Annotated in this window: 16 protein-coding genes; 7 read left to right on the plus strand and 9 right to left on the minus strand. The window is 75.0% G+C overall.

Annotated features, from left to right (window positions below):
* Positions 1–100: 100 nt before the first annotated feature.
* Positions 101–1,390, plus strand: coding sequence for an ATP-binding protein (locus ACIA6C_RS11390; RefSeq protein WP_399274698.1), 1,290 nt, complete (start codon positions 101–103; stop codon positions 1,388–1,390).
* Positions 1,391–1,569: 179 nt separating this feature from the next.
* On the opposite strand, the gene ACIA6C_RS11395 is transcribed toward ACIA6C_RS11390, so the two are convergent.
* The 5 genes from ACIA6C_RS11395 to ACIA6C_RS11415 all read right to left on the minus strand — a co-directional run bounded on the left by ACIA6C_RS11395 (position 1,570) and on the right by ACIA6C_RS11415 (position 6,954).
* Positions 1,570–2,346 (minus strand): hypothetical protein, encoded by a 777-nt coding sequence (locus tag ACIA6C_RS11395; protein ID WP_399274700.1) that lies wholly within the window; start codon positions 2,344–2,346, stop codon positions 1,570–1,572.
* A complete protein-coding gene (locus tag ACIA6C_RS11400; RefSeq protein WP_399274701.1) occupies positions 2,343–3,980 on the minus strand; it encodes a serine/threonine-protein kinase in 1,638 nt (545 codons plus the stop codon). The genes ACIA6C_RS11395 and ACIA6C_RS11400 overlap by 4 nt, the downstream gene beginning before the upstream one ends.
* 139 nt (positions 3,981–4,119) lie before the next feature.
* On the minus strand, positions 4,120–5,376 hold the full coding sequence (locus tag ACIA6C_RS11405; RefSeq protein ID WP_399274703.1) for a Tm-1-like ATP-binding domain-containing protein: 1,257 nt from the start codon (positions 5,374–5,376) through the stop codon (positions 4,120–4,122).
* A 48-nt stretch (positions 5,377–5,424) separates the two neighbouring features.
* Positions 5,425–5,892 carry an NUDIX domain-containing protein gene (locus ACIA6C_RS11410; RefSeq protein ID WP_399274705.1) on the minus strand — a complete coding sequence of 156 codons (468 nt, stop codon included), beginning with the start codon at positions 5,890–5,892 and terminating at the stop codon, positions 5,425–5,427.
* A gap of 30 nt (positions 5,893–5,922) precedes the next feature.
* Positions 5,923–6,954: a cation diffusion facilitator family transporter gene (locus tag ACIA6C_RS11415; RefSeq protein WP_399274707.1), complete on the minus strand. Its 1,032-nt coding sequence runs from the start codon at positions 6,952–6,954 to the stop codon at positions 5,923–5,925.
* A gap of 151 nt (positions 6,955–7,105) precedes the next feature.
* Between ACIA6C_RS11415 and ACIA6C_RS11420 the strand changes: the two genes are divergently transcribed.
* Genes ACIA6C_RS11420 through ACIA6C_RS11430 form a run of 3 tightly spaced genes read left to right on the plus strand, consistent with a single transcriptional unit; the run spans position 7,106 to position 11,114 of the window.
* Positions 7,106–9,457, plus strand: a complete 2,352-nt coding sequence (locus tag ACIA6C_RS11420) for an FHA domain-containing protein (RefSeq protein WP_399274709.1) — start codon at positions 7,106–7,108, stop codon at positions 9,455–9,457.
* A gap of 14 nt (positions 9,458–9,471) precedes the next feature.
* Positions 9,472–10,101, plus strand: a complete 630-nt coding sequence (locus tag ACIA6C_RS11425; RefSeq protein ID WP_399276185.1) for a hypothetical protein — start codon at positions 9,472–9,474, stop codon at positions 10,099–10,101.
* Entirely contained in the window at positions 10,101–11,114 is a 1,014-nt protein-coding gene (locus ACIA6C_RS11430) for a serine/threonine-protein kinase (RefSeq protein WP_399274711.1), read from the plus strand. The genes ACIA6C_RS11425 and ACIA6C_RS11430 overlap by 1 nt, the downstream gene beginning before the upstream one ends.
* A 13-nt stretch (positions 11,115–11,127) precedes the next feature.
* Here ACIA6C_RS11430 and ACIA6C_RS11435 read toward each other — a convergent pair whose 3' ends face one another.
* Both ACIA6C_RS11435 and ACIA6C_RS11440 read right to left on the minus strand, forming a co-directional pair.
* Positions 11,128–11,496, minus strand: a complete 369-nt coding sequence (locus ACIA6C_RS11435; protein WP_399274713.1) for a hypothetical protein — start codon at positions 11,494–11,496, stop codon at positions 11,128–11,130.
* A gap of 98 nt (positions 11,497–11,594) precedes the next feature.
* The gene (locus ACIA6C_RS11440) at positions 11,595–12,878 is read right to left on the minus strand and encodes a streptophobe family protein (RefSeq protein ID WP_399274715.1); all 1,284 of its coding nucleotides are present in this window, start codon (positions 12,876–12,878) and stop codon (positions 11,595–11,597) included.
* A 415-nt stretch (positions 12,879–13,293) separates the two neighbouring features.
* Between ACIA6C_RS11440 and ACIA6C_RS11445 the strand changes: the two genes are divergently transcribed.
* From ACIA6C_RS11445 to ACIA6C_RS11455, 3 genes are all read left to right on the plus strand, one after another.
* Positions 13,294–14,403, plus strand: coding sequence for a DUF6777 domain-containing protein (locus ACIA6C_RS11445; RefSeq protein WP_399274717.1), 1,110 nt, complete (start codon positions 13,294–13,296; stop codon positions 14,401–14,403).
* Positions 14,404–14,422: 19 nt separating this feature from the next.
* Positions 14,423–16,504 carry a SpoIIE family protein phosphatase gene (locus ACIA6C_RS11450; RefSeq protein ID WP_399274719.1) on the plus strand — a complete coding sequence of 694 codons (2,082 nt, stop codon included), beginning with the start codon at positions 14,423–14,425 and terminating at the stop codon, positions 16,502–16,504.
* A gap of 1,019 nt (positions 16,505–17,523) precedes the next feature.
* Complete coding sequence (locus ACIA6C_RS11455; protein WP_399274721.1) at positions 17,524–20,172, plus strand: phosphodiester glycosidase family protein; 2,649 nt, start codon at positions 17,524–17,526, stop codon at positions 20,170–20,172.
* Positions 20,173–20,179: 7 nt separating this feature from the next.
* Here ACIA6C_RS11455 and ACIA6C_RS11460 read toward each other — a convergent pair whose 3' ends face one another.
* Together ACIA6C_RS11460 and modA are read right to left on the minus strand one after the other, a co-directional pair.
* On the minus strand, positions 20,180–22,108 hold the full coding sequence (locus ACIA6C_RS11460; protein WP_399274723.1) for an ABC transporter permease: 1,929 nt from the start codon (positions 22,106–22,108) through the stop codon (positions 20,180–20,182).
* Positions 22,109–22,245: 137 nt separating this feature from the next.
* Positions 22,246–23,067, minus strand: coding sequence for a molybdate ABC transporter substrate-binding protein (gene modA / locus ACIA6C_RS11465; protein ID WP_399274725.1), 822 nt, complete (start codon positions 23,065–23,067; stop codon positions 22,246–22,248).
* Positions 23,068–23,124 lie beyond the last annotated feature (57 nt).

The raw sequence follows: 23,124 nt of genomic DNA on the forward strand, positions 1-23,124 counted from the left end.
GGACGGTTTCCGGACCCGGTGTTGTGCACCGCGGAGGGTGATCGCGGGGCCCGGCCGCCCCTAGCCTCGCCGCAGGAGCACGAACGAGGGGCGGTACCCGGTGAACTGGCTGATCCACGACTACCGCGAGAGTGATCTCGCCGCTGTCGTCCACCTGATCGACACCACGGCGGAGCTCGGCCAGGAATCCGTCTTCTCGCTCGCGGAGTGCATCAGCGCGCTCACCGACCGGCAGCCCTGCGTGGTGGCCGTCCACCAGGGCGTACCGATCGGCGCGGCCCTCGCCTGCGTCACCGGTGAACGCGCCTGGGTGATGCGCATCGCGATCGCCGCGGGCTGGCGCGGCCGCGGCCTGGCCAGCGCCCTGCTCGTCGAACTGGAGCGGCGGCTCATCGCCGCCCGCGTCGGACGGATCGCCTACGTCCTGCCCGAGGAGGACCTGCTCGGAGAGGGCCTGCTCAACGCCGGCTACACGCGCCAGCCGGCCGTCGCCTACTTCGAGAAGACCGAGCCGCTGCACGGACCGGCTGCCGGTCTCCTCGACGACCTCGGCGGCCGTTTCCTCCCCAACGACCTGTGGCCCAAGGTCGCCGGGATGGAGAACGAGAAGGACCTCATCGAGCGCCGCGTGGTCCTCCCGCTCGCCGAGCCCGAACGGGCCGCCGCGCACGGGGTGCGCCCGCCGCGCGCGATCACCCTCTTCGGACCGCCCGGCACCGGCAAGACCACCTTCGCCCGCGCCATCGCCTCCCGCCTGGGCTGGCCCTTCGTGGAGCTGCTGCCCTCCCGGCTCGCGGACGAGGGCAACCTGGCGGCCGCGCTGCGCGACGCCTTCGCCCGGATCGCCGAGCTGGAGCGCGTCCTCGTCTTCATCGACGAGGTCGAGGAGATTGCGCCCGTACGGACCGAGCCGGCGCAGCCCGGCGGCATCCACGGCGTCACGAACGAGCTGCTCAAACTGATACCCGGCTTCCGGGAGGGCGACGAGCGGCTGCTGGTCTGCGCCACCAACTCCATCCGCTCCCTTGACCCCGCCTTCCTGCGGCCGGGGCGCTTCGACTACCTGATCCCGATCGGCACCCCGGACGCCGGGGCGCGCGCCGCGATCTGGTCGCGCTACACGGCCGGGCGCCCGGACGTCGACGTGGCGGCGCTGGTGGAGGCGACCGAACTGTTCACCCCGGCGGACATCGAGCACGCGGCGCGCATCGCGGCGCAGGTGTCCTTCGAGCGGGACCTCGAGGCGGTGGGCGCGCGGGGCGCCGCCGCAGCTCAGCTGGGCGCGGGCACCGGGGACTACCTGGCGGCGGTCGCGCAGTGCAGGCCGACGGTGACCCCGGCGATGACAGGGGAGTTCGCGGCGGACATCACGGCGCACGCCCGCTTCTGACCCGCCCGGCCGCCCGCCGCGGACGGGCCCCACAGGCGTGCCCGCCGCGGACGGGCCCCACAGGCGTGCCCGCCGCGGACGGGCCCCACAGACGTGCCTGCCACGGACAGGCCGGCCGGGTCGGTCCGCGGCCGCTCCTCCCCGAGCGGCCGCGGGCCTTCCGCGCGAGGGCCGCCGCCCTATGCCCGGCAGCGGTAGGTGAACCCGACGGCATCGGCGCGCTGCCCGGGCGAGTCGAGCCGGAGTTCGGCCCGCGCCTCGTAGGCGCCGACGCCCTGGAAGGTCCACAGCAGGTGCAGCCGGGCCTCCGTACGCCCGCTCGGGACCCGCTCCGTGAGCTCCTCGGAGCGGGTGCCGTCGCTGCGCTCCCAGTGGTAGGTGAGGGTACCCGGGCGCCCGTTGGTCCGTACGACGGCCAGCACATCGGCGGCCGCATCGCACTCCGGCCCCTTGGGGTCGGTGGTCACCGCCAGGTCCCGGACCGCGAGGGCGGGACCGAACCGCTGCCAGCCCAGATAGGCGAGGACCCCGGCCAGGACCACGGCGGCCAGGGTGTAGCGCCGCCACTGCCCCGGGCGGCGTCGCGGAGCCGCGGCGGGCACCGTCACGGGGAACGGCGCGGGCATCGCCGCCGTGACGCCGGGGCCGAACCGCAGCACCGGCCCGTCGACCCGGTCGGGGGCGGCGCCTTGGACGGTCTGCGGGGTGTCGAGCCGCGGCGTCCCGAGCGCGGCGGTGACGGGCGTGGGGCTGTCGGGCTCGGGGGTGTCGAGCCGCCGGGTACCGAGCCGACGGGTGTCGAGCGCGGGCGCGTCGTAGTGCCGGGTGCCGTACCGCTGGGTGGGGACGTCCGGTCGCCCGGTGGCGTCCGACGGCTCGGGCGGCCCGCTGAACCACTGGCTGCCGAGGACCGTGGCGCTGTAGTCGTCGCCTTCGGGGGCGTGGGGATCGCTCATCGCGGCGGCTCCTGGCACCTGGGGATCTGCTTCGAGACGACGACGCTCCCGGAAGAGGGCGTCGTGGTGACGCGCACGCTCAGGTAGCAGCCCGCCCCGCGGGTGAAGGCGTGGGCCCGGGTCACCGTCGCCGAACCGGCCTCGACGGGGACGGAGTCCGTGCCGTCGGCGACGCGCAGGTCGGAGGGGCCGTTTCCGAGGAACCACTCCAGTACCACCGTCGCCGGGCCGCCCTTCACATCGAGGGAGACGTTCACCTGTCCGGTGCTCGGGCCGGCCAGCAGGGTGGCCTTCACCCCCGAGACGGTGACCGGCGGGCTGGGCTTCACGGTGGGAGTCGGCTTCGTCGCAGTGGGAGTCGGTGTGGGCGTCGGCGTCGGCGTGGGCGTCGGAGTCGGGCTCGGTGTCACCGAAGCAGAAGCCGAAGCAGAAGCCGAGGCCGAGGCCGAGGGGGAGGCGGACACGGACGGCGAGGGCGACCCCGACACCGACGCCGAGGGCGTCGCGGACACCGGGGCGCCCGGCCCCGGCCCCCCACCGCCCGGCGGCCCCGCGCTCGACGTCGCGAACGCGCTCAGCGTGGCCGCCCCGCCGGACTCCCCGGCGACGGCCTCGTACGTGAACAGCAGCAGCGCCCCGATCACCACCACGGCCGCCGCCGCGAGCGCGCCGCGCCGCCCGGGCGCCCAACTCGCCCTCGCGGGCGGCAGCACGGTCGTCGCGAGCGCCGTGGTGCCGGACGCCGCGGCGCTCGCCGACGGGAACAGCAGCGGCAGCAGCGCCGCCAGGGCCGCGAGCTTGCGCTGTCCGCGCTCCTCCCAGTGCGGCCCGTAACCCGCCAGCGCCACCTCCTCCAGCTCCGCCACGAACGCCTCGGCGTTCTCCGGCCGCTGCTCCGGCGCCTTGGCCAGGCCCCGGCGGATCAGGGGGCGCACCGGCTCCGGCGCTTCGGTCTCCGGTACCGGGGCCTCCACGTGCTGGACGGCCAGCTCCGCGAAGTTCGTTCCGGGGAAGGGCTTGTGTCCCGTCACGCACTCGAAGAACGTCGCCGTCGCCGCGTACACGTCGGCCGCGGGGGAGGCCGGCCGGCCCTGCCACTGCTCGGGCGCCATGTACGCCGGCGTGCCCGCGACGCCCGGCGTGGTCCCGCGTCCGGCCGCGATCCCGAAGTCCACCAGTTTCGAGGAACCGTCCGCAGCGACCAGTACGTTCTCCGGTTTGTAGTCGCGGTGCACGACCCCCTCCCGGTGCGCGGCGGCCAGCCCCAGCAGCGAGCCCTTGAGCAGCACCAGGGCGGCCTCCGGCTCCGTGCCTGCGCCGGACTGTTTCAGCAGGGCGCGCAGGGAGATCCCGTCGACGAGTTCCATCACGATGGCGGCCCCGCCGGGCCCTTGCGTGTACTCGCAGTACTCGTAGAACCTCACCACGTGCGGGGAGCGCAGACCGCCGAGGAGCCGGGCCTCCGCCCGGAACTCCCGGACGAATGCGGGGTCCTCGCGCAGCCGCTCGCCGAGGTACTTCACCGCGACCGGCGTGCCCGTGGCCTCGTGGACCGCCAGCACCACCCGGCCGCTTCCGCCCGCACCCAGCTCCCGGACCGGCGTGTACCCGGGAACCGTCCACGCGTCTTTCATCGTTCCCCCTCCATGGCCCCACCGTGTCCCAGTGCCGGTCCGTGCGGCCGGCACCCCCTGGGACACGGTTTCCGCCATGGCCGGTTCCCTGCCGCAGGGGGTGTCTCGAAGCGGGGGCCCGGGCGGGTGGGTCAGGCCGTCACGCCACGGCCCGTTCCGCGCCGATCAGGGCGTGCAGCCGCTCCGCCGCGGCCCGTCCGAAGGACGGATCGTTGATGTGGGTGTCGTAGTCGTGCAGCCGGGCGGCGCTGCCCCGCAGTCCGTCGCGCAGCGCCGTGAACATGGCCCGGTCCGCGCCGGGGTCATGGTAGGGGCCACCGGGCGCGCCGAGCGTCGACAGTCCGCGCAGTGGGACGCACACCGCCGTCGGACCGGTCGCCGCCCGGAGCTTCCCGGCGACCCGGCGGCCCAGTTCCGCGGATTCGGCCGCCGTCGTGCGGATGACGGTGATCGAGGGGTTGTGGACGCGGATCCGGCGGTAGCGGACCCGTTCGGGCAGGCTCTCCAGCGGCCCGAACTTCACCATGTCCAGCGCGCCGAGGCTCACCACCTGCGGGACCCCGGCCCGGCCGGCCGCGCTGAGCCGGTCGGGGCCGGCGGTGAGGATGCCCCCGCACAGGTCGTCGGCGAGCTCGCTGAGGGTGAGGTCGAGGACCCCGGCGAAGATGCCCTGACCGGCCAGTTTCTCCAGGGTGCGGCCGCCGCTGCCGGTGGCGTGGAACACCAGCACCTCGTAGCCGAGTTCGGTCAGCCGCTCCCGGGCCGCGTCCACGCCGACCGTGGTGACGCCCGCCATGCTCGCGGCGACCAGCGGCCGTGAGCCCGCCCCCAGCCGGGCCGGCCGCCGACGCCTCAGCGAGGCCCGGGCGTACCCCTTGGCCATGCCGGCGATCGCCTGTACCGCGTTGGCCAGCACCGGGGCGGAGACGCTGTTGATCCCCGCTATGTCCACGACGCTGTACATCATCGTGATGTCCGCGGATCCGACGTACGGGGCCACGTCGCCCGAGGCCATGGAGGAGACCATCAGCTTCGGTACGCCCAGCGGCAGTGCGCGCATCGCCCGGGTGGCGATGGAGGTCCCGCCGCTGCCGCCGATCGCGAGGACCCCGTGGAGCCGGCCTTCGGCGTGCAGGCGCAGCAGTGTCGCCTCCGCGCCCTCGGCCATGGTGGTGACGGCGGCGCCCCGGTCGGCTGCCGCCCGCAGTTGCGCCAGTTCCGTTCCCGCCGCCCGTGCGACCGCTTCACGCGGTACCTGCGCGGGTATGCGGGGCTCGCCCATGATTCCTGTGTCGACCGTGATCACTTCGACGCCGGCGCGCAGCAGCCTCTCGCGCAGCCAGCCGTACTCGACACCCTTGGTGTCCAGGGTTCCCACCAGCACGACGTTCGTCATATGTGCAATGTCCATGCAGGTGGGGTTTGTTGGCAAGTCAAGGTCGGGTCAACCCTCTGTGAGCGCCAACAGGCGCTCCAGGAAGGGAACTTGGCCTGCGATCAGCTTGTTCCTGGCCGCCGGGGGAGGGAACCAGGCCACCCGGTCCAGTTCCGGGAACTCGGCCGGCCGGCCCGAGTGCGGAGGCCACTCCATGGTGAAGGTGCCGGGCACCATCAACGCCGGATCCAGATCGGCGCGTACCGCCCAGATCGTCACCAGCTTCCCGCCGGCCATCCGGATCTCGCCGAGCGGCAGGTACGGGCCTTCCGGCGGCGGCAGGCCGATCTCCTCGGTGAACTCCCGGCGGGCCGCGTCCAGCGGCGCCTCGTCGGGGCCGTACTCCCCCTTGGGGATCGCCCAGCCCCCGGCGTCGCGCCGCTCCCACAGCGGGCCGCCCATGTGGCCCAGCAGTACCTCGACCCCGGCGTCGGCCTCGCGGAACAGCAGCAGACCGGCGCTGCGCTTTTGCGTCATGCCCTCATATATGCCCCGCCGCGCGGCCCGTCAGTGATCGTGCGGGCCGGCCCGGTGGACCGGACCGTGCGCGTCCGCGCAGTGCGGGTCGCCGGGCTCCGGGTCCTCGCCGGCCCGGCCGACGGAGAGGAGGGCTTCTTGGACGTGGTCCACCTGGAGGGTCGTGTGCGTGATCCCGTACTCCTTGGCCAGGAGCCGTTCCAGGTCCCGGCGTACCGCATGGCAGTCGCCCGCGGGCTCCACCAGCACGTGTGCCGAGAGCGCGGCCTGGCCGGAGGTGATCGTCCAGATGTGCAGGTCGTGGACTTCGGTCACCGGCGGGTGCCCGGCGAGGCGGTCGCCGACCGCGTCCGGGTCCATGTGCGCGGGGGCGGCCTCCAGGAAGATCCGGCCCGACTCGCGGACCAGGCCGTAGCCCGCCTTGACCATCAGCACCACGACGACGAGGGAGGCGATCGAGTCGGCTTGGCGGAAACCGGTGGTCAGCACGATCAGACCGGCCACCGCGGTCCCGATGAAGGCGAACAGGTCGTTCAGGATGTGCTGGTAGGCGCCCTCGACGGCCAGGGAGGTCCGGTTCGCCTTCGAGATGCACCAGGCCGCCGCCACGTTGACGACGATGCCCGCCAGAGCCGTCACCAGGACCAGACCGCCCTCCACCGCCGGCGGCTCGATCAGGCGCCGCACCGCCTCGTACGCCAGCCACACCGCCAGCAGCAGCAGGGTCAGGCCGTTCGCCTGGGCGGAAAGTATCTCCGCCCGCTTGAGGCCGTACGTGAACCCGCCGCGGGCCGGGCGGGCGGCGAGCCGCATCGCGATCAGAGCGAGCACGATCGAGACCGCGTCGGTCAGCATGTGCGCGGCGTCGGAGATCAGGGCCAGGGACTGCGCCAGGACGCCGATGACCACCTCGACGGCCATGAAGCCGCCGATCAGGCCGAGGGCGATCGCCAGCCAGCGCCGGTCGGCGTCCGCGGCCACCCCGTGGCTGTGCCCGGCGTGTCCGCCGGGACGGGAATCCCCGGCGTGGTCGTGCTCGGGCCCGTGGTCGTGTCCGGTCATGGCGTCCCCCGTGTGTTCGGTTCCGACGCCGCAAGTGAAACGCACCTTCCGCGCAACGGCAAAGGCTGCAACGGGGACCGTTGTCATTACCCATAAGAGCCCGCTGACCTGCTGCTATGCCGCCTGGGTCGGATCGTGGGAAAATCTGACCATGGCCTCGCGACCCGGTGTGCCGGCCGCACCCGAACTCGTGCTGGAGACCGCCCGGGGGTCCACCCCGATCAGCCCGGGCCGGACCTACCACGTCGGACGCGACCCCCTCTGCGAGATCTGCCTCGACGACGCCCGCGTCTCCTGGCACCACGCGGTCCTGCGCCCCGACGGCGACCACTGGACGGTCGAGGACGAGGGCAGCACCAACGGCACCTGGGCCGACGGCCACCGCGTTCACGCGTGGAGCGTCGGCCCCGGCAGCGAACTGCGCTTCGGCAGCGCCGAGGACGGCCCCCGCGTCGTCCTCCTCGGCGCCGCCCCCGAGCACACCCCGGGCCGCCCGTCCTCCGTCTCGAACCCCGCCCTGACCGGCGCCTTCCGCCGGCCCACCTCCGTACGGCAGCTGCCCGCGCGCACCGTCCGCATCGGCCGGGCCCCCGACAGCGACCTCGTCATCGACGACCTCGTCGTCTCGCGCCGCCACGCCGAACTGCGCGCCCTGCCCGACGGCACCTACGAGATCGCCGACCTCGCCAGCCACAACGGCACGTACCTCAACGGCGTCCGCGTCGAGCGGGCCCGCGTCGCCGACGGGGACATCGTCGGCATCGGGCACAGCGCCTTCTGCCTCATCGGCGACCGGCTCCAGGAGTACGTGGACACCGGCGAGGTCTCCCTCGACGTCCAAGGCCTCGCCGTCACCGTCGACCGGGGCCGCAAGGTCCTGCTCGACCACGTCTCCTTCCCCGTCGGCGCCAAGTGCCTGCTCGCGGTCGTCGGCCCCAGCGGCGCCGGCAAATCGACGCTGCTCGGCGCGCTCACCGGGCTGCGCCCCGCCGACCGGGGCACCGTCCTCTACGACGGGCGCGACCTCTACCACGACTACGCCGAACTGCGCAGCCGCATCGGCCTCGTCCCGCAGGACGACATCCTGCACGCCCAGCTCACCGTCCGCCGCGCCCTGACCTACGCCGCCGAGCTGCGCTTCCCGCAGGACACCGCCAAGGCGGAGCGGCAGGCCCGGGTGGACGAGGTGATCCGGGAGCTGGGACTCGGGCAGCGCGCCGACCAGGCCATCCACAGCCTCTCCGGCGGCCAGCGCAAACGGGTCTCCGTCGCGCTGGAACTGCTGACGAAGCCGTCCCTGCTCTTCCTGGACGAGCCGACCTCCGGACTCGACCCCGGCATGGACCGCTCCGTGATGAACATGCTGCGCGGCCTCGCCGACGACGGCCGGACCGTGATCGTGGTCACCCACAGCGTGCTGAGCCTCGAAGTCTGCGACCGGCTGCTGGTCCTCGCCCCCGGCGGACGCGTCGCCTACTACGGGCCGCCCGGGGAATCCCTCGGATTCTTCGGCTTCGAGGAGTGGCCGCAGGCCTTCGAAGCCTTCGAGAACCAGCAGGACCGGGACTGGGCCGGCGAATACCGCTCCTCGACCCTGTACCGCAAGTACGTCCAGGTGCCCGGCCACCCGTCCGTCGGGGACGGCGCCCCGGCCGGGCCGGGCGGATTCGCCGCCCCGCCGCCCAAGGCGCAGAGCTGGGGAGCGCAGCTGTCGACCCTGGTGCGGCGCTACGCGGCCGCGCTCAGCGCCGACCGCACCTTCCTCGCCGTCATGGTCGCCCTGCCGTTCGTGATGGGCGCGATGGCCCGCGCCCTGGCCGGGCGCTCCCTCACCCAGGAGACGGCCATCAACGCCCTGCTCATCCTGAGCGTGGGCGGCGTACTCACCGGCGCCGCGAACGCGGTACGCGAACTGGTCAAGGAGCGGACCATCTACCGGCGCGAGCGCGCCGTGGGCCTCTCCCGCTCCGCCTACCTGATGTCGAAAGTGGTGGCACTGGGCGCGGTCACCGTCGCGCAGGCCGTGGTGCTGACGCTCGTGGCGCTCCTCGGGGTGAAGACGAACGCGCCCGGCGGCAAGGGGGTCTTCCTGCCCCCGCTCGTGGAGCTCACGATCGCCGTCGCCATGCTGTCGTTCACCGCGATGATGCTCGGCCTGCTGATCTCCGCGCTGGTCAGGAAGGAGGAGGTCACGATGCCGTTGCTGGTCCTCCTCGCGATCGTGCAGGTGGTCTTCTGCGGGGCCCTGCTCCGGCTGGACGGCGCACCGGTGATCCAGCAACTGGCCTGGCTCGTTCCCTCCCGCTGGGCGCTCGGCGCCATGGCGGGCACCATCGACCTCCGTGCGATCGTCCCCGGCAAGATCACCGACGATCCGCTGTTCGCCCACTCCGCCGGGGTGTGGCTGCTCGACATCGGGATGCTGGTGGCGCTGTCCGTGCTGTTCGGGGTGCTGGTCGCCCGGCTGCTGCGCCGGCACGAGCCCGCGATCATGAGGAAGTAGCCCCGGTGACCTCGATGACGAGCCCCGCCGACGCCTCGGACTTCCGGCCCACGCACGTCGTGCCCCAGGACGGGCTGCCCGCCTGGGAGGCGCCGGACGTGTCCCGGCCGACCGCCGCCCTGGACCCGTTCCTGCCCGTACAGCTGCTGTCCCGGCAAGGCGAATGGGGCGAGGTGCTGTGCTCCAACGGATGGTCCGCGTGGGTGGACGGCCGGCTCCTGGTGGCCGTGCCGCAGCCGCCGCCGACGGGCGGGCGGCCCCTCGGGCGCACGGAGGACCCCCGTCCGCTGCTGGCCCGCACCGCCGACGCGCTGGAGCGCTACCGGCAGGCCGCCGACGAACTCGCCTCCGGACGGGCGGACGCCGAGGCGTTCCGCAGGGCCACGCGGGGACTGCGCGCCGGCCTGGTGATCGAGGGGGAGGCGGTGTGGCTCTACGACGAGGCGGCCGGGCGCTGGCTGTACGGCGAAGGCGGCGGGGCGGAGACCTTCGCCGTCGTCTCCGGGCCCGGCTCCGAGGCCGCGGCGCCGCCGCCCGACGCGTCGGACACCGGCCGTGAAGCCGACGCAGGAGCCCGTGGACCCGCCGACGCCGGGCACGAATCGACACTGGTCGTGGAGAGCCCCGAGGGCGGCGACCGGTGATGTCCGCCGCAGCGCCCGCAGGCCGGCCATCCGACCTGCGGGGGAAGCAGATCGCCGGGTACCGGGTGGAGAGCGAGATCGGGCGCGGCGGGATGGCGGTCGTCTACAAGGCACTGGACCTGCGGCTGGACCGGACGGTGGCACTGAAACTGCTCGCGCCCGAGCTCGCCCGCAACGACACGTTCCGGCAGCGCTTCATCCACGAGTCGAAGGTGGCGGCCGCCATCGACCACCCGCACATCGTGCCCGTCTTCGAGGCCGGCGAGACGGAGGGCCTGCTGTACATCGCGATGCGCTACGTCGCCGGACAGGACCTGCGGGCGCTGCTGGACCGGACGGGTCCGCTGCCCGTCGGTGCGGCGGCGCGCATCGCGGGCCAGGTGGCCTCCGCGCTGGACGCCGCCCACGCCCACGACCTGGTCCACCGGGACGTGAAGCCGGGCAACATCCTGGTGGCGGAGGGCACCGACAGCGACCACCCCGAGTACGTGTACCTGACGGACTTCGGGCTGACGAAGAAGTCGCTGTCGCTGACCGGTTTCACGAGTGTCGGACAGTTCGTGGGGACCCTCGACTACGTCGCGCCGGAGCAGATCTCCGGCAAACCGGTCGACGGGCGCTGCGACGTGTACAGCCTGGGGTGCGTCGTCCAGGAGATGCTGACCGGGGCACCGCCGTTCCAGCGTGATGAGGACATGGCCCTGCTCTGGGCCCACCAGTTCGACCAGCCCCCCGCGGTGACCTCGCGGCGGCCCGACCTGCCGGCGGCGGTCGACGAGGTGCTGGGCAAGGCGCTGGCCAAGTCGCCGGAGCAACGCTGGCGCGACTGCCTGGAGTTCACCGGCGCCCTGCGAAGGGCGGGGGAGGCGGGGAAGCCGGCCGGGGCGGCGGGTTCCGGCCGTCCGGCGACGCCGGTCGCGGACGTCCTCGGGCCCGCGGCGGACCGGGGTCCCGCGCCGCCACCGCCGCGCTGGGCGATGCCGGTGTTCCGGCCGCGGGGCGGCGGTGCGTGAAGGGGGGAGCCGGTCAGGAGTCGGAGTCGAGGGCGGAGCGGCACAGCACGTACGCCCTGACGTCGGCGTGCGAGGCGGAGGCGTACCAGCCCTTGCGGCCGTCGGGTCCGACCACGGGGTGACTGGCCAGGACGGGACCGGTGTTGCCGTTCTCCAGGGAGTAGCCGCCGGACTGGAGGAGCATGCCGTCGGGGCAGAAGACCGCGCTCGCCGAAACCTGCCGCGGTGTCGCGTCCCGGGCCCCGATGGGGCCGGCGAGGTAGCGGGCCGCGGTGGGGGTCGCTCCGGTGGGGAGCGCGGTGGAGAGGATCAGGGCGACTGCGGAGACGGCAAGCAGGCCGCCGGCATGGAGCGGCCGGAACAGGCCTTTAAACGTGTTCACGGAGGTGAGGTTGGCACGCGGAATCGATTCACCGCCGAACCGATCCCAGCCGGTTCACCCGTATGGATCATCGGTTGCCCACCACGGCAACCCCTCGGTCACGGCCCCGCCGGGCCCTTGCTCGCCACCGGACCCCGGTGGCGCAGCGGGCGGGCCATGAGGGCTCCGAGGAATCCGGCCACCGCACCCCACAGCAGGGCCAGGCCGGTGTTGCGCCACAGCACCGGGGCCAGTTCGACCCTGCCGCCGAGACCGCCCACATCGCCGATCCCCAGGAGCGACAGGCCGAACCCGGCGTTCACGCCTGCCAGCAGACAGACCGTCAGAACCGCCAGGGCCAGCGCCACCCCCAGGTGGAGGGCGTGCCGCCAGGGCCGGACACCGGCCGGGGAGCGGACGGCGGCCAGCACCCCCGTACCCAGCAGCAGCAGGACCGCGGCGACCACCACCAGCCACCACGCCCGCGAGTCCTGCCGGGCGAGCGTGGACACGTCGACCGTGGCGCGCTCCGGGCCGCGCAGCACCTGGTCGAGCAGATGCGGCATCGGCAGCCCGAACGGCCCCTCGACCCGGCCCTCCCAAGCCCCGCCCAGCCCCAGCGAGAGGGCGATCCACACCAGGTTCGGCAGGCCCAGCAGCACGACCGCCAGGGTGCGTTCCGCGTGCCCCTGGGTGCCCGCCACCACGAGACCGGTGACGACCCCGAGCACGACGTACGCGAGGAGCAGCACCAGGGTGGCGAAGGCGGCCGGGCGCACCGCCGTGTGGAAGCGGAGCACCGAGGCGGGCAGCGGTGCGCGCCGCGACACCAGCAGGGTCACCGCCAACAGGCCGAGGATCCAGAGCAGTCCGCCGAAGAAGGTCACGGGCAGATCGGTCTCGAAGCCCACCGTGGGGGCGGAGTCGAGCAGTTCACCGATGTCCCCGAGCGGGGAATCGCCCGGGAGGAGGCCGAAGGTCTGCCGGGCCGCGAGGCCGGTTCCCATCAGGGCGAGCAGCCACAGCACGACGAAGGGCACGGCCCGGCCCAGCAGTTCCCGTGGACCGGCGACCGCCCGGCCCCGCAGCGGCCGCAGGAAGGCGCAGCCCACGATCAGCGCACCGGCCAGCGCGACCGACAGCGGCATCACGGAGAGGTCGGCGTCGGCGCCGGCCAGGGCGCCGGCCCCGCCGGAGACCCCGACCGAGCCTCCGGCCGCCATCACGACCACCGCGGCGGCCACCCGGGGGAACGCGCCGCCCGGCAGGTTCCCGGCGCCCGCGCAGGCCGCTCCGGCCGAGGCGACCGCGAACATGACCGCGAACCCCGCCACCACGGCGACGAAGCCGTCACGCCATGCCTTCACCGCCCTGTAGGCCGGCGTCGTCGAGGGACTGCTCACCCCGCAAAGGTGACACCCCCGGCTTGCGGCCACCACCCGGCGGCCGCACACAATGGTCCGCAGGTGCAAAAAACGATGGTGTGCACGGTTATGGGTGATGTGCGGTCACGTCCGTCCGGCAGTCGCGGGACCGACGGGCCGGGCCGGCACCCGGAACACCTTCGCAGGGGAAGAGGAGCCCGTGACCACGCAACCCTCAGGCGAGGAACCGCCGCGGCCGCCCTCACGGCGGCCGTCCGGCGGACCTCCGGGCGACCGTCCGGCCGGTCCGCCGTCCGGCCCGCTCTCGGGCGGCCGCCACGGGGGCGGCCCGCCGCTGTCGCCTCCCGCCGGACCCCCGTCGGGGCCGGGCGGGCAGCCGCCGAAGGGGCCCTGGTGGCGTTCCGTACCCCGGCTGGCCACGGCCGTGGTCGCGATGGCGGCCGTCGCCGCCCTGGTGGTCGTCCTCACCCGGCCCGGCGGGACGCCGTCCGGCAAGGCGGGTGGCGAGATCTTCCTCCAGCCGGCTGCCGCGGCCGGCCCCGACCCGTTCACCGAATCCACCGCCACCGACCAGGGCACGCAGCCCCCGCAGAGCCCGTCCCCGCACGCACCGGGCACGGCCACGCCGAGCGCGGCGGCGGGCGGGACGACGGTCACCCGCAGCGTCACCGGGGCCGCGCCCGGGCTCTACGGCGGCACCAAGGACGTGGCCAGCTGCGATGTGGAAAAACAGATCCGGGCGCTGTCCGCGCAACCGCCGAAGAACGAGGCTTTCGCCTCGGCGCTCTCCCTCCGGCCGGCCTCCGTCCCGGACTACCTGCGCTCCCTGACCCCCCTCCAGCTGCGCGTCGACACCCGGGTCACCAACCACGGCTACCGTGACGGCAAGCCCACCGCCTACCAGGCCGTGCTCCAGGCCGGGACGGCCGTGCTGGTCGACGACAGGGGCGTGCCGAGGGTGCGCTGCGCCTGCGGAAACCCGCTGTCGCCCCCGGTGGCGCTGCGGGGCGAGCCGAAGCGGACCGGCCGGCCGTGGCCCTCGTACCAGCCCTCCCGCGTGGTGGTCATCGCACCGTCGGTGACCGTCGTGAACAAGTTCGTGATCTACGACCGGCACGAAGGGCACTGGGTCGAGCGCGACCGGAACGACCACCAGGGCAAGCACGACAAGACGGTGCCGCCGCCGGAGGTGAAGAGCCCGCCGCCGCCCTCGTCGCAACCGCTGCCCGTCTCGCCGCCGCAGTCGCCGGCCCAGTCGCCGCCCGAGTCCCCGCCCGCGTCGAACCCGCCGCAGTCCCCGGCCTCGCCTGCCTCTCCCCCCGAGTCCCCGGCCTCTCCCCCCGAGTCCCCGCCCGCCTCCGAGCCGGAATCTCCGGGCCCGGGGACCTATTCCGGACCACCGTCCGAGCCGGCGCCGCCCGGCTCCCCGCCCGAGTCCTCACCCGCTTCCCCGGATTCCCCACCCGCATCCCCACCTGATTCCTCCGCCAGCTCCCCCGCCGGCTCTTCCTCCAGTCCGCCCGCACCCGGCGACGTCCGATAACACGTGAGAGGCTGGCTGCATGGACCAGCGGGGAGAGACGGCCCCCGAATTCGACTGGCCGGCGCGGCCGGACACCAGCCTCGCGCTCAACCGCATGGGCACCTTCGACTGGGACCTCGACAGCGGGCAGATGCACCTGGACCCCACCGCCCTCAAGGTCCTCGACCTGCGCCCCGACGAGTTCAGCGGCACCCCCGACGGGCTGCGCGCCCGCCTCGTGTCGGGCGAGGAGGCGCGGATCGACGCACGCGTCGCGCAGGCACTCAAGGAGGGGCGCAGCCACTACGGGGCCTACTTCCGCAGCAGGCGGCGGGACGGCAGCGCCGGCTGGAACCACATCCAGGGGCACATCCTGCGTGACCCGCAAGGCCGTCCGTACCGGATCATCGGGATCCTCCGCGACGCCGCCCACGACCCCGGCGAACCCGGGGCCGACGGGTCGCACGACGAAGGACGGCGCCGGATGACCGGGGTGGTCGAGCGGACCACCGCCATCCTCGCGCACGCCCGCACCGTCAACGACGTCACCGACGTCCTCAAGGACCCCGAGGCGCTCGGCCACCTCGGGGCGGTCAGCGTGATGCTCGGGGTCGTGGACGGTGGCCGGATCCACCTGGTGGCGGAGGGACGGCTCGGCTCGTACGTACCGGAGATCGAGTACACCCGGATCGACGCGCAGTTCCCGATGAGCGAGGCCGTACGGAGCCTGCGCCCCGTCTTCATCGCCTCCCGGGACGACTTCCGGGAGCGCTACCCGACGCTGTGGCCCTACATCGAGCCGCTCGACGTGTGCAGCGGCGTCTACCTCCCCCTCATCGCCCAGGGCAGGGCCATCGGCGCACTCGGACTGCTCTACACCCGCCCCGGCGACTTCACCGCCGAGGAACGCAACGTGCTCATGGCGCTGGGCAGCGGCATCGCGCAGAGCCTCCAGCGGGCCATCCTCTTCGAACAGGAACACGACCTCGCCGAGGGCCTCCAGCGGGCCATGCTCCCGCGCCGGATCCCGGAGGTCGCCGGCGTACGGATCGCCGTCCGCTACCGGGCGGCCAGGATCGGCCGGGACATCGGCGGCGACTGGTACGACGTCATCCCGCTCGGCGACGGGCGGGTCGGGGTGATGATCGGCGACGTGGAGGGGCACGACACGGACGCGGCGGCCGTCATGGGCCAGCTGCGCATCGCGATGCGCGCCTACGTCGCCGAGGGGCACACCCCCGGCACCGCGATGGCGCGGGCCTCGGCGTTCCTGCGCGAACTGGAGACGGAACGGTTCGCCACCTGCACCTACGCCGAAGTGGACCTGAACACCGGGACGCTGCGCATGGTCCGCGCCGGCCACCTCGACCCGGTGCTGCGGCGCGGCGACGGCAGCGCACACCGCGTCCAGGTGGCGGGCGGCCTCCCGCTCGGACTGCGCACGCCCGACGGCCCGCAAACCGCGCCCGCGACCGGTACGGGGTATCCCGTCACCGCCCTCGACCTGCACCCCGGCGACACGCTGGTGCTCTGCACGGACGGCCTGACCGAACGCCCCGCGGGTGACTCCGAGAGGGGCATGCGCGAACTGATGGACGCGGTCCGTGACGGCCCGGTCGACGTCGAGGAACTCGCCGACGTGCTGTGCGACCTCATCGGCGACGCGGGCGGCGGCGACGACATGGCGCTGCTCCTGCTGCGCCGCCGGGGTACGCCGGCCCCGCGCGGCGGGGGCCCGCTGCGCCACCGGCTCGACCCGGGCGACCCGGCGGCCCCCGCCCACGCCCGGCACCTGATCCGTGCGGCGACGGAAGCGTGGGGCGCGCGCGGCAGGTCCGACGAGATCGTGCTGGTCGCCGACGAGCTGATGACCAACGCCCTGGTCCACACCGAGGGGGGCGGCCACGTCGGCATGCGCCGGACCGTGGACGGCCGCATCCGGGTCGAGGTGGAGGACACCAGCAGCGCCCTGCCGTACCGCCGGGAGGCGGGGGAGTGGGCGATGTCGGGACGCGGCCTGCTGCTGGTGGACGGGCTGGCGGACGCCTGGGGAGTCGAACCCAGAGGCGGCGGGAAGTGCGTGTGGGCGGAGTTCGCCCCGGAACCGCCGACGGCGGGCTGAGACCCCGTCCGGGGGAGTGGCAGGCCGACCGGACTTCGCGGTGCGGTGTGCGGTGTGCGGTGTGCGGTGTGCGGGCTTCGGGTCTGACGTGTGCCGGGCGTTGGGTGCCGCCGCCCGGCGTGGTGTGACGGCCGGGGCTCCGCCGTGTGGGCCGAGGCACGTGGCGCGGGCTGCGGGTGTGCCTCGGCGTGCGGGTGTGCCGGGTGCCGGGAGCTGCCCCCCCGGTGGGGCGAGTTGCTGTGGCCGGGGCCTGGCGGGAGGGCCGGGGCATGGGGCGCGGGCTGCGGGTGAGCCCCGTGCCGTCGCTCGGCGTGGTGTGACGGCCGGGGCTTCGCGGTGTGGCGTGCGGGTGTGCCGGGCGTTGTGTGCCGCCGCTCGGTGGGGCGAGTGGCTGTGGCCGGGGCCTGGCGGGAGGGCTGGGGCATGGGGCGCGGGCTGCGGGTGTGCCCCGTGCCGTCGCTCGGCGTGGTGTGACGGCCGGGGCTTCGCGGTGTGGCGTGCGGGTCTACCGGGCGTTGTGTGCCGCCGCTCGGTGGGGCGAGTGGCTGTGGCCGGGGCCTGGCGGGAGGGCTGGGGCATGGGGCGCGGGCTCCGGGTGTGCCCCGTGCCGCCGCTCGGCGTGGTGTGACGGCCGGGGCTTCGCGGTGTGGCGTGCGGGTGTGCCGGGTGCCGCCGCCCGGCGGAATGGCTGTGGCCGGGTGTGCGGTGTGAGGCCGAGGCACGGGGCGCGGTCTGCCGCGTGCCCGTCGCCCGGCGGGCGCATGGCTGTGGATGGGGGTGTGGCGTGCCGGCGGAGGCGTCGTAGTGCGGCGCGCGGCCCGCGGGTGAGCCCCGTGCCGCCGCTCGGCGCAGTGTGACGGCCGGGCACGTAGCGCGGTCTGCGGGTGCCGTCGCCCGGCGGGGTGAATGGGTGCAGCCGGCGCCGGGGGACGCGGGCCGGTGGGGCGAATGGGTGGATCCGCGGGCGTGGCATGGGGAACGGGCTCTCGGTTGGCGGTCCCGCGTTCGATGCTGCCCGGGTGTCGAACCCGCGGCGGCTGCTCATCGCCCCCCTCGCCTCCCTGGTCTGCGCCGCCCTCGTCGCGGCGGGCCCGGCCCCGGCCGGCGACGACGGCATCGAGACCGCCCGCACCTCCCGGCAGATCGCCCCCGGGGTCCGCCTGGAGTCCTACGACCGCCTCCAGGCTGACCGGTGGCTGCGGATCGACGAACTCGTGGCCGACCTCGGCGGAGCCGACGGCGTACGGGCCGAGTACCTCGGCGGACCCGGCCGGGACCCGACGCGCCTCGGCACCCTCGCCGAAGCCGCCGCCCGGCATCCGGCGGGGCCCGGGCGGCGGATCGTCGGCGCCGTCAACGGGGACTTCTTCGACATCCGCGGCACCAAGGCCCCCCTCGGCCCCGGGCTGCGCGCCGGACGGCTCCTGCACTCCGCATCGCCCGGCCCCGGCGGCGGCCTGGCCGTCGGCTTCGGCCCCGACGGCGGCGGCCGGCTCCTGCGCCTCGGCCTGTCCGGGACCGTCACCCTGCCGGGCGGCGCCGTACGCCCCCTGGCCGGCTACAACGCCGCCCGGCCGCCCGCCGACGGCTTCGTCCTCTACACCGGCGACTGGCCCGGCACCGGCATGCCCGCCGCCGCGACGCGGGCCGTGGAACTCCGCGACGGCCGGGTGACCGGCCCCGTCCGGCAGCCGGCCCGGCGGCCCGTCCCCGGGACCACCGTCCTCGTCGCCACCGGGCCCGCGGCGGCCGAACTGGGCCGCCTCCGCCCCGGCGACCCGGTGGCCGTGACGGCCCTCCCGCTCCCCGTGCCCGGCGCCCCGCTCCCCGTGCCCGGCGCCCCGCTCCCCGCGCCCGGCGCCCCGGCCCCCGCGCCCGGCGCCCCGGCCCCCGCCCCGGTGACGGCGCTCGGCGGCCGGGAGCCGCTGGTCCTGGCCGGAACCCCGCAGGTCCACGACGGAGAACCCAACGACACGGCCGCCCCGCGCACCGCCGTCGGCCTCTCGGACGGCGGCCGGCGGCTGCGCCTGGTCACCGTCGACGGCCGCCAGCGCGACAGCGGCGGCCTCACCCTGACCGGGCTCGGCCGGATGATGCGCCGGCTCGGGGCGTCCGAAGCCCTCAACCTGGACGGCGGCGGCTCCTCGACCCTGCTCGCCGGACGGAGCGGGACCACCGCTCTGACCGTCGAGAACTCGCCGTCGGACGGCGCGCTCCGCCCGGTCCCCAACGGGCTCGTCCTCACCGTCCCGGCCGGCTCAGGCCGCCTCACCGGGTACCGCGTCGAGCCCGTCGCCGGCCCGGCCCGTACCTTCCCCGGGCTGACCCGCACCCTCACCGCCACCGGCCACGACGCCGCCCTCGGCCCCGCCCCCGGCGCCCCGCAGTGGTCCGCACGCGGCGGCGGCATCGGCCCGGACGGGGTCTTCCACGCGCTGCGCGTCGACGTCCTCGGCCCGCTGACCCGGCTCCGGCCCACCAGCGACCGCATCGGCCTCGCCGGCCCCGCCGAGCACGCCGGGTTCGCGCTGACCGGCTACGACGCGCAGGGCGCGGCCGCGCCGGTCGAACCCCGGGACGTCACGCTCCGGTTCGACCGCTCCCGCTGGAGCGTGACCGACGACGGCCGCGGCGCCTTCACCGTGACCGCCCGGGTCCCGCACGCCACCGGACGCCTCGCCGTCACCGTCCGGGCGACCGGAGCCACCGCCGAACTCGCCCTCGGCGTCGGGCTGGAGGACCTGCCGCTCGCCGACCTGGCGGACGCCGCCCGCTGGACCGGGCCCGGTGCGACGGCCGCCCCCGGGGCGCTGGCGCTGGCCCCCACCGCCGCCGGGGCGTCCGCGACACCGCCCGCCCGGGTCCCCGTGCCGGAGCTCGCCCGTTCGGTGTCCCTGTGGGTGACGGGGGACGGCTCCGGAGCCCGCCCCACGGTGCACCTGGCCGACGCCGACGGGGCCGCCCTCCCCCTGCGCGGGCCCGCCGTGACCTGGTCCGGCCGGCGCCGGGTCACCCTGCCGCTGCCGGGCCGGGCGCAGCCGCCGCTGACCGTGACCCGGCTCTCGGCGGCGCCCGGGACGCGGCCCGGCCGGCTGCTCCTGGACACGCTGACCGCCGCCACCCCGCCGACCGGCCCGGCCCCCGCCGTGCCCGCGGCCGCGGATCCGGTGGTGGGCACCACCGCCGAGGTGGCGGCGCGGCCCTGGCGGTTCGCGGTGGTCCCGGCCGGGCAGGCGCCGCCGCCGGGCGTCGACTTCGTGCTCCGCGCGGGCCGGCCCGGGGCCGTGCACCGCGGGGTACGGTTCATGCCGCTCGACAGCGGCCACCGCACGCTGGAGCGGGGCGCCGGGCTGCACCGGATGCGGGCGGTGCGCGAGGCCCTGGCGGCTGCCGCCCGGGAGCCGGACACGGGCGCCGTGGCCGTCGTGGAACGTCATGCGCCGCAGAGCGTGGACCGCAAGGAGGCCGCCCTGCTGGAAGGGCTGCTCGCGGAGTTCCGCCGCACGACCGGGAAACGGGCCGCGTTGCTGACCCTCGACGCACCCCGCTTCGCGGCCGGACGCTCCGAGGGCGTCCTTACGGTCGCTGCGGCCCGCGGGGAACGGACCCTGGTCGGTGTCGACGCCTTCGCCGCCGGGGACTGGCTCTCGGTGCGGACCGGAGCCTGACGCCCGATCAAAGCCGTACGAGCGTCACCTCGGTGGCCTTGACGCTGGTCCACACCTCGGCCCCGTCGACCACGCCGAGCTCGGTCGCGGCCTCGGGGGTGATCTCCGCGACGAGGTCCGGAGCCTCGGCCGACTCGACCAGCACCCGCAGCCGGCTCCCCACCGCGGTGACCTCCCGTACGGTGCCGGGCCACACGTTGCGCGGACTGCCGCCGGGCCGCTCCCGGTACACGGACACCGCCTCCGGGGCGATGATCGCCAGCGCCTGCGACCCCTGCGGCAGCGCCTCCGGCACCACCAGGAGCCCGCCGCCGGCGAGTTCGAGCCCCTTCGGGGTGGTGGTGCCCGGCCAGGCGTTCCGGCCCAGCATCCGCGCCACCCACGGGGAGCGCGGATGGCGGGTGACTTCGGAGGGCGGGGCGTCCTGGAGGGTGCGCCCCTCGGCGAGTACGAGGACCCGGTCGGCCAGCGACACCGCCTCGACGGGATCGTGCGTGACGATCAGGCAGACGCCGCCGAAGCCGGCCAGATGGGTGCGCAGGGTGTGCCGGACGCGCGCCCGCGTCGTCTGGTCGAGGGCGGCGAGGGGCTCGTCGAGGAGTAGCAGCCGGGGGCGCGCCGCGAGCGCCCGGGCCAGGGCCACGCGCTGCGCCTGCCCGCCGGACAGCTGCGCCGGCCTGCGCCGGGCCAGGTGGCCGACGCCGAGCCGGTCCAGCCACGCCTGCGCCTCGGCACGGGCTTCGGCGCGCGGCACCCGGCGGGCGCGCAGCCCGTACGCGGTGTTGGCGAGGGCGCTCAGGTGCGGGAACAGCGCGCCGTCCTGCGGGACCCAGGCCACCTCCCGCCGGTGCGGGGGCAGGGCGGTGACGTCGGTGTCGCCCAGTCGCAGGGTGGCGTGGGCGCGCGGGCTCAGCCCGAGCAGGGCCCGGAGCAGGGTGGTCTTGCCGGCGCCGTTCTCGCCGACGACGGCGATCGTGGTGCCGGGTCCGGCGTCCAGGGTGAGCCGGTTGAAGCCGGTGACCTCGGCGTGCAGCGGCCAGTGGCCGCTGTCGGGGCGTGGGGCGGACGGCTCGGCGGCGGCGACGGGCTCGGGGGTCTCCCCGGTCACGGGGGCGGGCGCCGCGGCCGGGTCGCGGCTGACGGGTGCGCCGGTCCAGCGGCCGCGCAGGGCGATCAGCACACCCATGGCGATCGCGAGCAGCAGCAGGGACACCGACGTGGCCGCCTCCGGGCTGTCCTGTAGCAGCAGGTACACCTGGAGCGGCAGCGTCTGGGTGGTGCCGGGGAGGTTCCCGGCGAAGGTGATGGTGGCGCCGAACTCGCCGAGCGCCCGCGCCCAGGTGAGCGCAGCGCCCGCGGCCAGGCCGGGCGCCACCATGGGCAGGGTCACGGTGAAGAACACCCGTACCGGCGAGGCACCCAGGGAGGCCGCGGTCTCCTCGTAGCTGCGTTTGAGACCGCCGAGCGCGCCCTCCAGGCTGATGACGAGGAACGGCATCGCGACGAAGGTGGCGGCGACGACGGCGCCCGAGGTGTGGAACGGCAGCGTGATGCCGAAGGTGCCCTCCAGCCACGGCCCGAGCAGCCCGCGGCGCCCGAAGCCCAGAAGCAGCGCCACACCGCCGACGGTGGGCGGCAGCACCATCGGAAGCAGTACGAGGGACCGTACGAACGCCTTGCCCTTGAAGTCGACGCGGGCCAGCAGCCAGGCGAGCGGCACCCCGAGCAGGAGCGAGAGGCCCAGTGCCCAGCAGGAGACGAGCAGCGACAGCCTGAGCGCCTGTTCCACCCCCGGGCTGCCCAGATGGGTGCCCAGTTCACCCCACTGGGTGCGGCTCAGGATGCCGAGGAGCGGCAGCAGCAGGAACGCCACGGCGAGGAGCGCGGGCAACGCCAGGGCCACGGGCGGCCGAACGCGGGTACGGAGTCTGCTCATGGGGCGGTTCCTGGCTGGGTTCTCGGCTGCGGGCGTTGCGGGTGGCGGGACAGCCGTTCGAGCGCTGTACGAAGGAAAAGGGCTGCCTGTCCCCCCCGGTCAGGCACCCCCTCCCCGCGTTCGGGCCGCGGGAGCCGTTACGGCTTCTGGAAGCCGGCGTCCTGGAGGATCTTCTGCGCTTCGGGGGTGCTCAGCCACGCCACGAAGGCTGCCGCGGCCTCGCCGTTCTTGGACTGCTTGATCGTGGCGGCCGGGTAGGAGGCGACCGCGTTCTGGTCGTCGGGGATGTCCACGTTGACGACCTTGTCACCCGACTTGGCGGAGTCCGTCTTGTAGACGAGACCGGCGTCGGCCTCGCCCAGCTCGACCTTGCTCAGCACGGCACGGACGTTGGGCTCCTGGGAGACCGGCTTGACCTCGATCTTCTGCGCGTCGAGGATCTGCTTGCTGTAGCGGCCGACCGGTACCTCGGGGGCGGCGAGCACGACCTTGATCTTGCTGTCGGCGAGGTCCTTGAGGTCGTCGATCTTGAACGGGTTGCCCTTGCCGGTCGCGATGACCAGGCGGTTCTTCGCGATGACCGTCGCGTCGCCCGTCTCTGCCCTGAGGCCGTCCATCGTCTTGGTGTCGGCGGTCACCAGCGCGTCGGCCGGGGCGCCCTGCTTGACCTGCGCGGCGAGTTCCTGCGAACCCGCGAAGGAGAAGGTCACCTTCGTGCCCGGGTGCGACTTCTCGTAGGCGGCGCCCGCCGTCTTGAACACGTCGGTGAGGGAGGAGGCGGCGAGGACGGTCAGGTTCGCCGGCTTGACCTGGGCGGAAGCGGAAGCGGAAGCGGATGCGCTCGGCGAGGCCGTCGCGCCGGACTTCCCGCCGTCGGAGCCGCAAGCGGACAGGGCCGGCACGAGGAGCGCAGCGGTGAGGGTGGCGGCGGCGCGGCGGCGGGTCGGGTTCGGGGACATGGGCGGGTGCTCCTCGGTCGGGTCGGCGGTCGGCTCGGGTGCCGGGACCGCGCGGTG

It is taken from the genome of Streptomyces sp. NPDC051578, from assembly GCF_044454045.1.
Lineage (GTDB): Bacteria > Actinomycetota > Actinomycetes > Streptomycetales > Streptomycetaceae > Streptomyces.

What these genes read in the sequence shown, in the direction of transcription:
- ACIA6C_RS11395 (WP_399274700.1), bottom strand. Translation starts at nt 2,346, where the DNA reads ATGAGCGATCCCCACGCCCCCGAAGGCGACGACTACAGCGCCACGGTC.
- ACIA6C_RS11400 (WP_399274701.1), bottom strand. Translation starts at nt 3,980, where the DNA reads ATGAAAGACGCGTGGACGGTTCCCGGGTACACGCCGGTCCGGGAGCTG.
- ACIA6C_RS11405 (WP_399274703.1), bottom strand. Translation starts at nt 5,376, where the DNA reads ATGACGAACGTCGTGCTGGTGGGAACCCTGGACACCAAGGGTGTCGAG.
- ACIA6C_RS11410 (WP_399274705.1), bottom strand. Translation starts at nt 5,892, where the DNA reads ATGACGCAAAAGCGCAGCGCCGGTCTGCTGCTGTTCCGCGAGGCCGAC.
- ACIA6C_RS11415 (WP_399274707.1), bottom strand. Translation starts at nt 6,954, where the DNA reads ATGACCGGACACGACCACGGGCCCGAGCACGACCACGCCGGGGATTCC.
- ACIA6C_RS11420 (WP_399274709.1), top strand. Translation starts at nt 7,106, where the DNA reads ATGGCCTCGCGACCCGGTGTGCCGGCCGCACCCGAACTCGTGCTGGAG.
- ACIA6C_RS11425 (WP_399276185.1), top strand. Translation starts at nt 9,472, where the DNA reads ATGACGAGCCCCGCCGACGCCTCGGACTTCCGGCCCACGCACGTCGTG.
- ACIA6C_RS11430 (WP_399274711.1), top strand. Translation starts at nt 10,101, where the DNA reads ATGTCCGCCGCAGCGCCCGCAGGCCGGCCATCCGACCTGCGGGGGAAG.
- ACIA6C_RS11445 (WP_399274717.1), top strand. Translation starts at nt 13,294, where the DNA reads ATGGCGGCCGTCGCCGCCCTGGTGGTCGTCCTCACCCGGCCCGGCGGG.
- ACIA6C_RS11450 (WP_399274719.1), top strand. Translation starts at nt 14,423, where the DNA reads ATGGACCAGCGGGGAGAGACGGCCCCCGAATTCGACTGGCCGGCGCGG.
- ACIA6C_RS11460 (WP_399274723.1), bottom strand. Translation starts at nt 22,108, where the DNA reads ATGAGCAGACTCCGTACCCGCGTTCGGCCGCCCGTGGCCCTGGCGTTG.
- modA (WP_399274725.1), bottom strand. Translation starts at nt 23,067, where the DNA reads ATGTCCCCGAACCCGACCCGCCGCCGCGCCGCCGCCACCCTCACCGCT.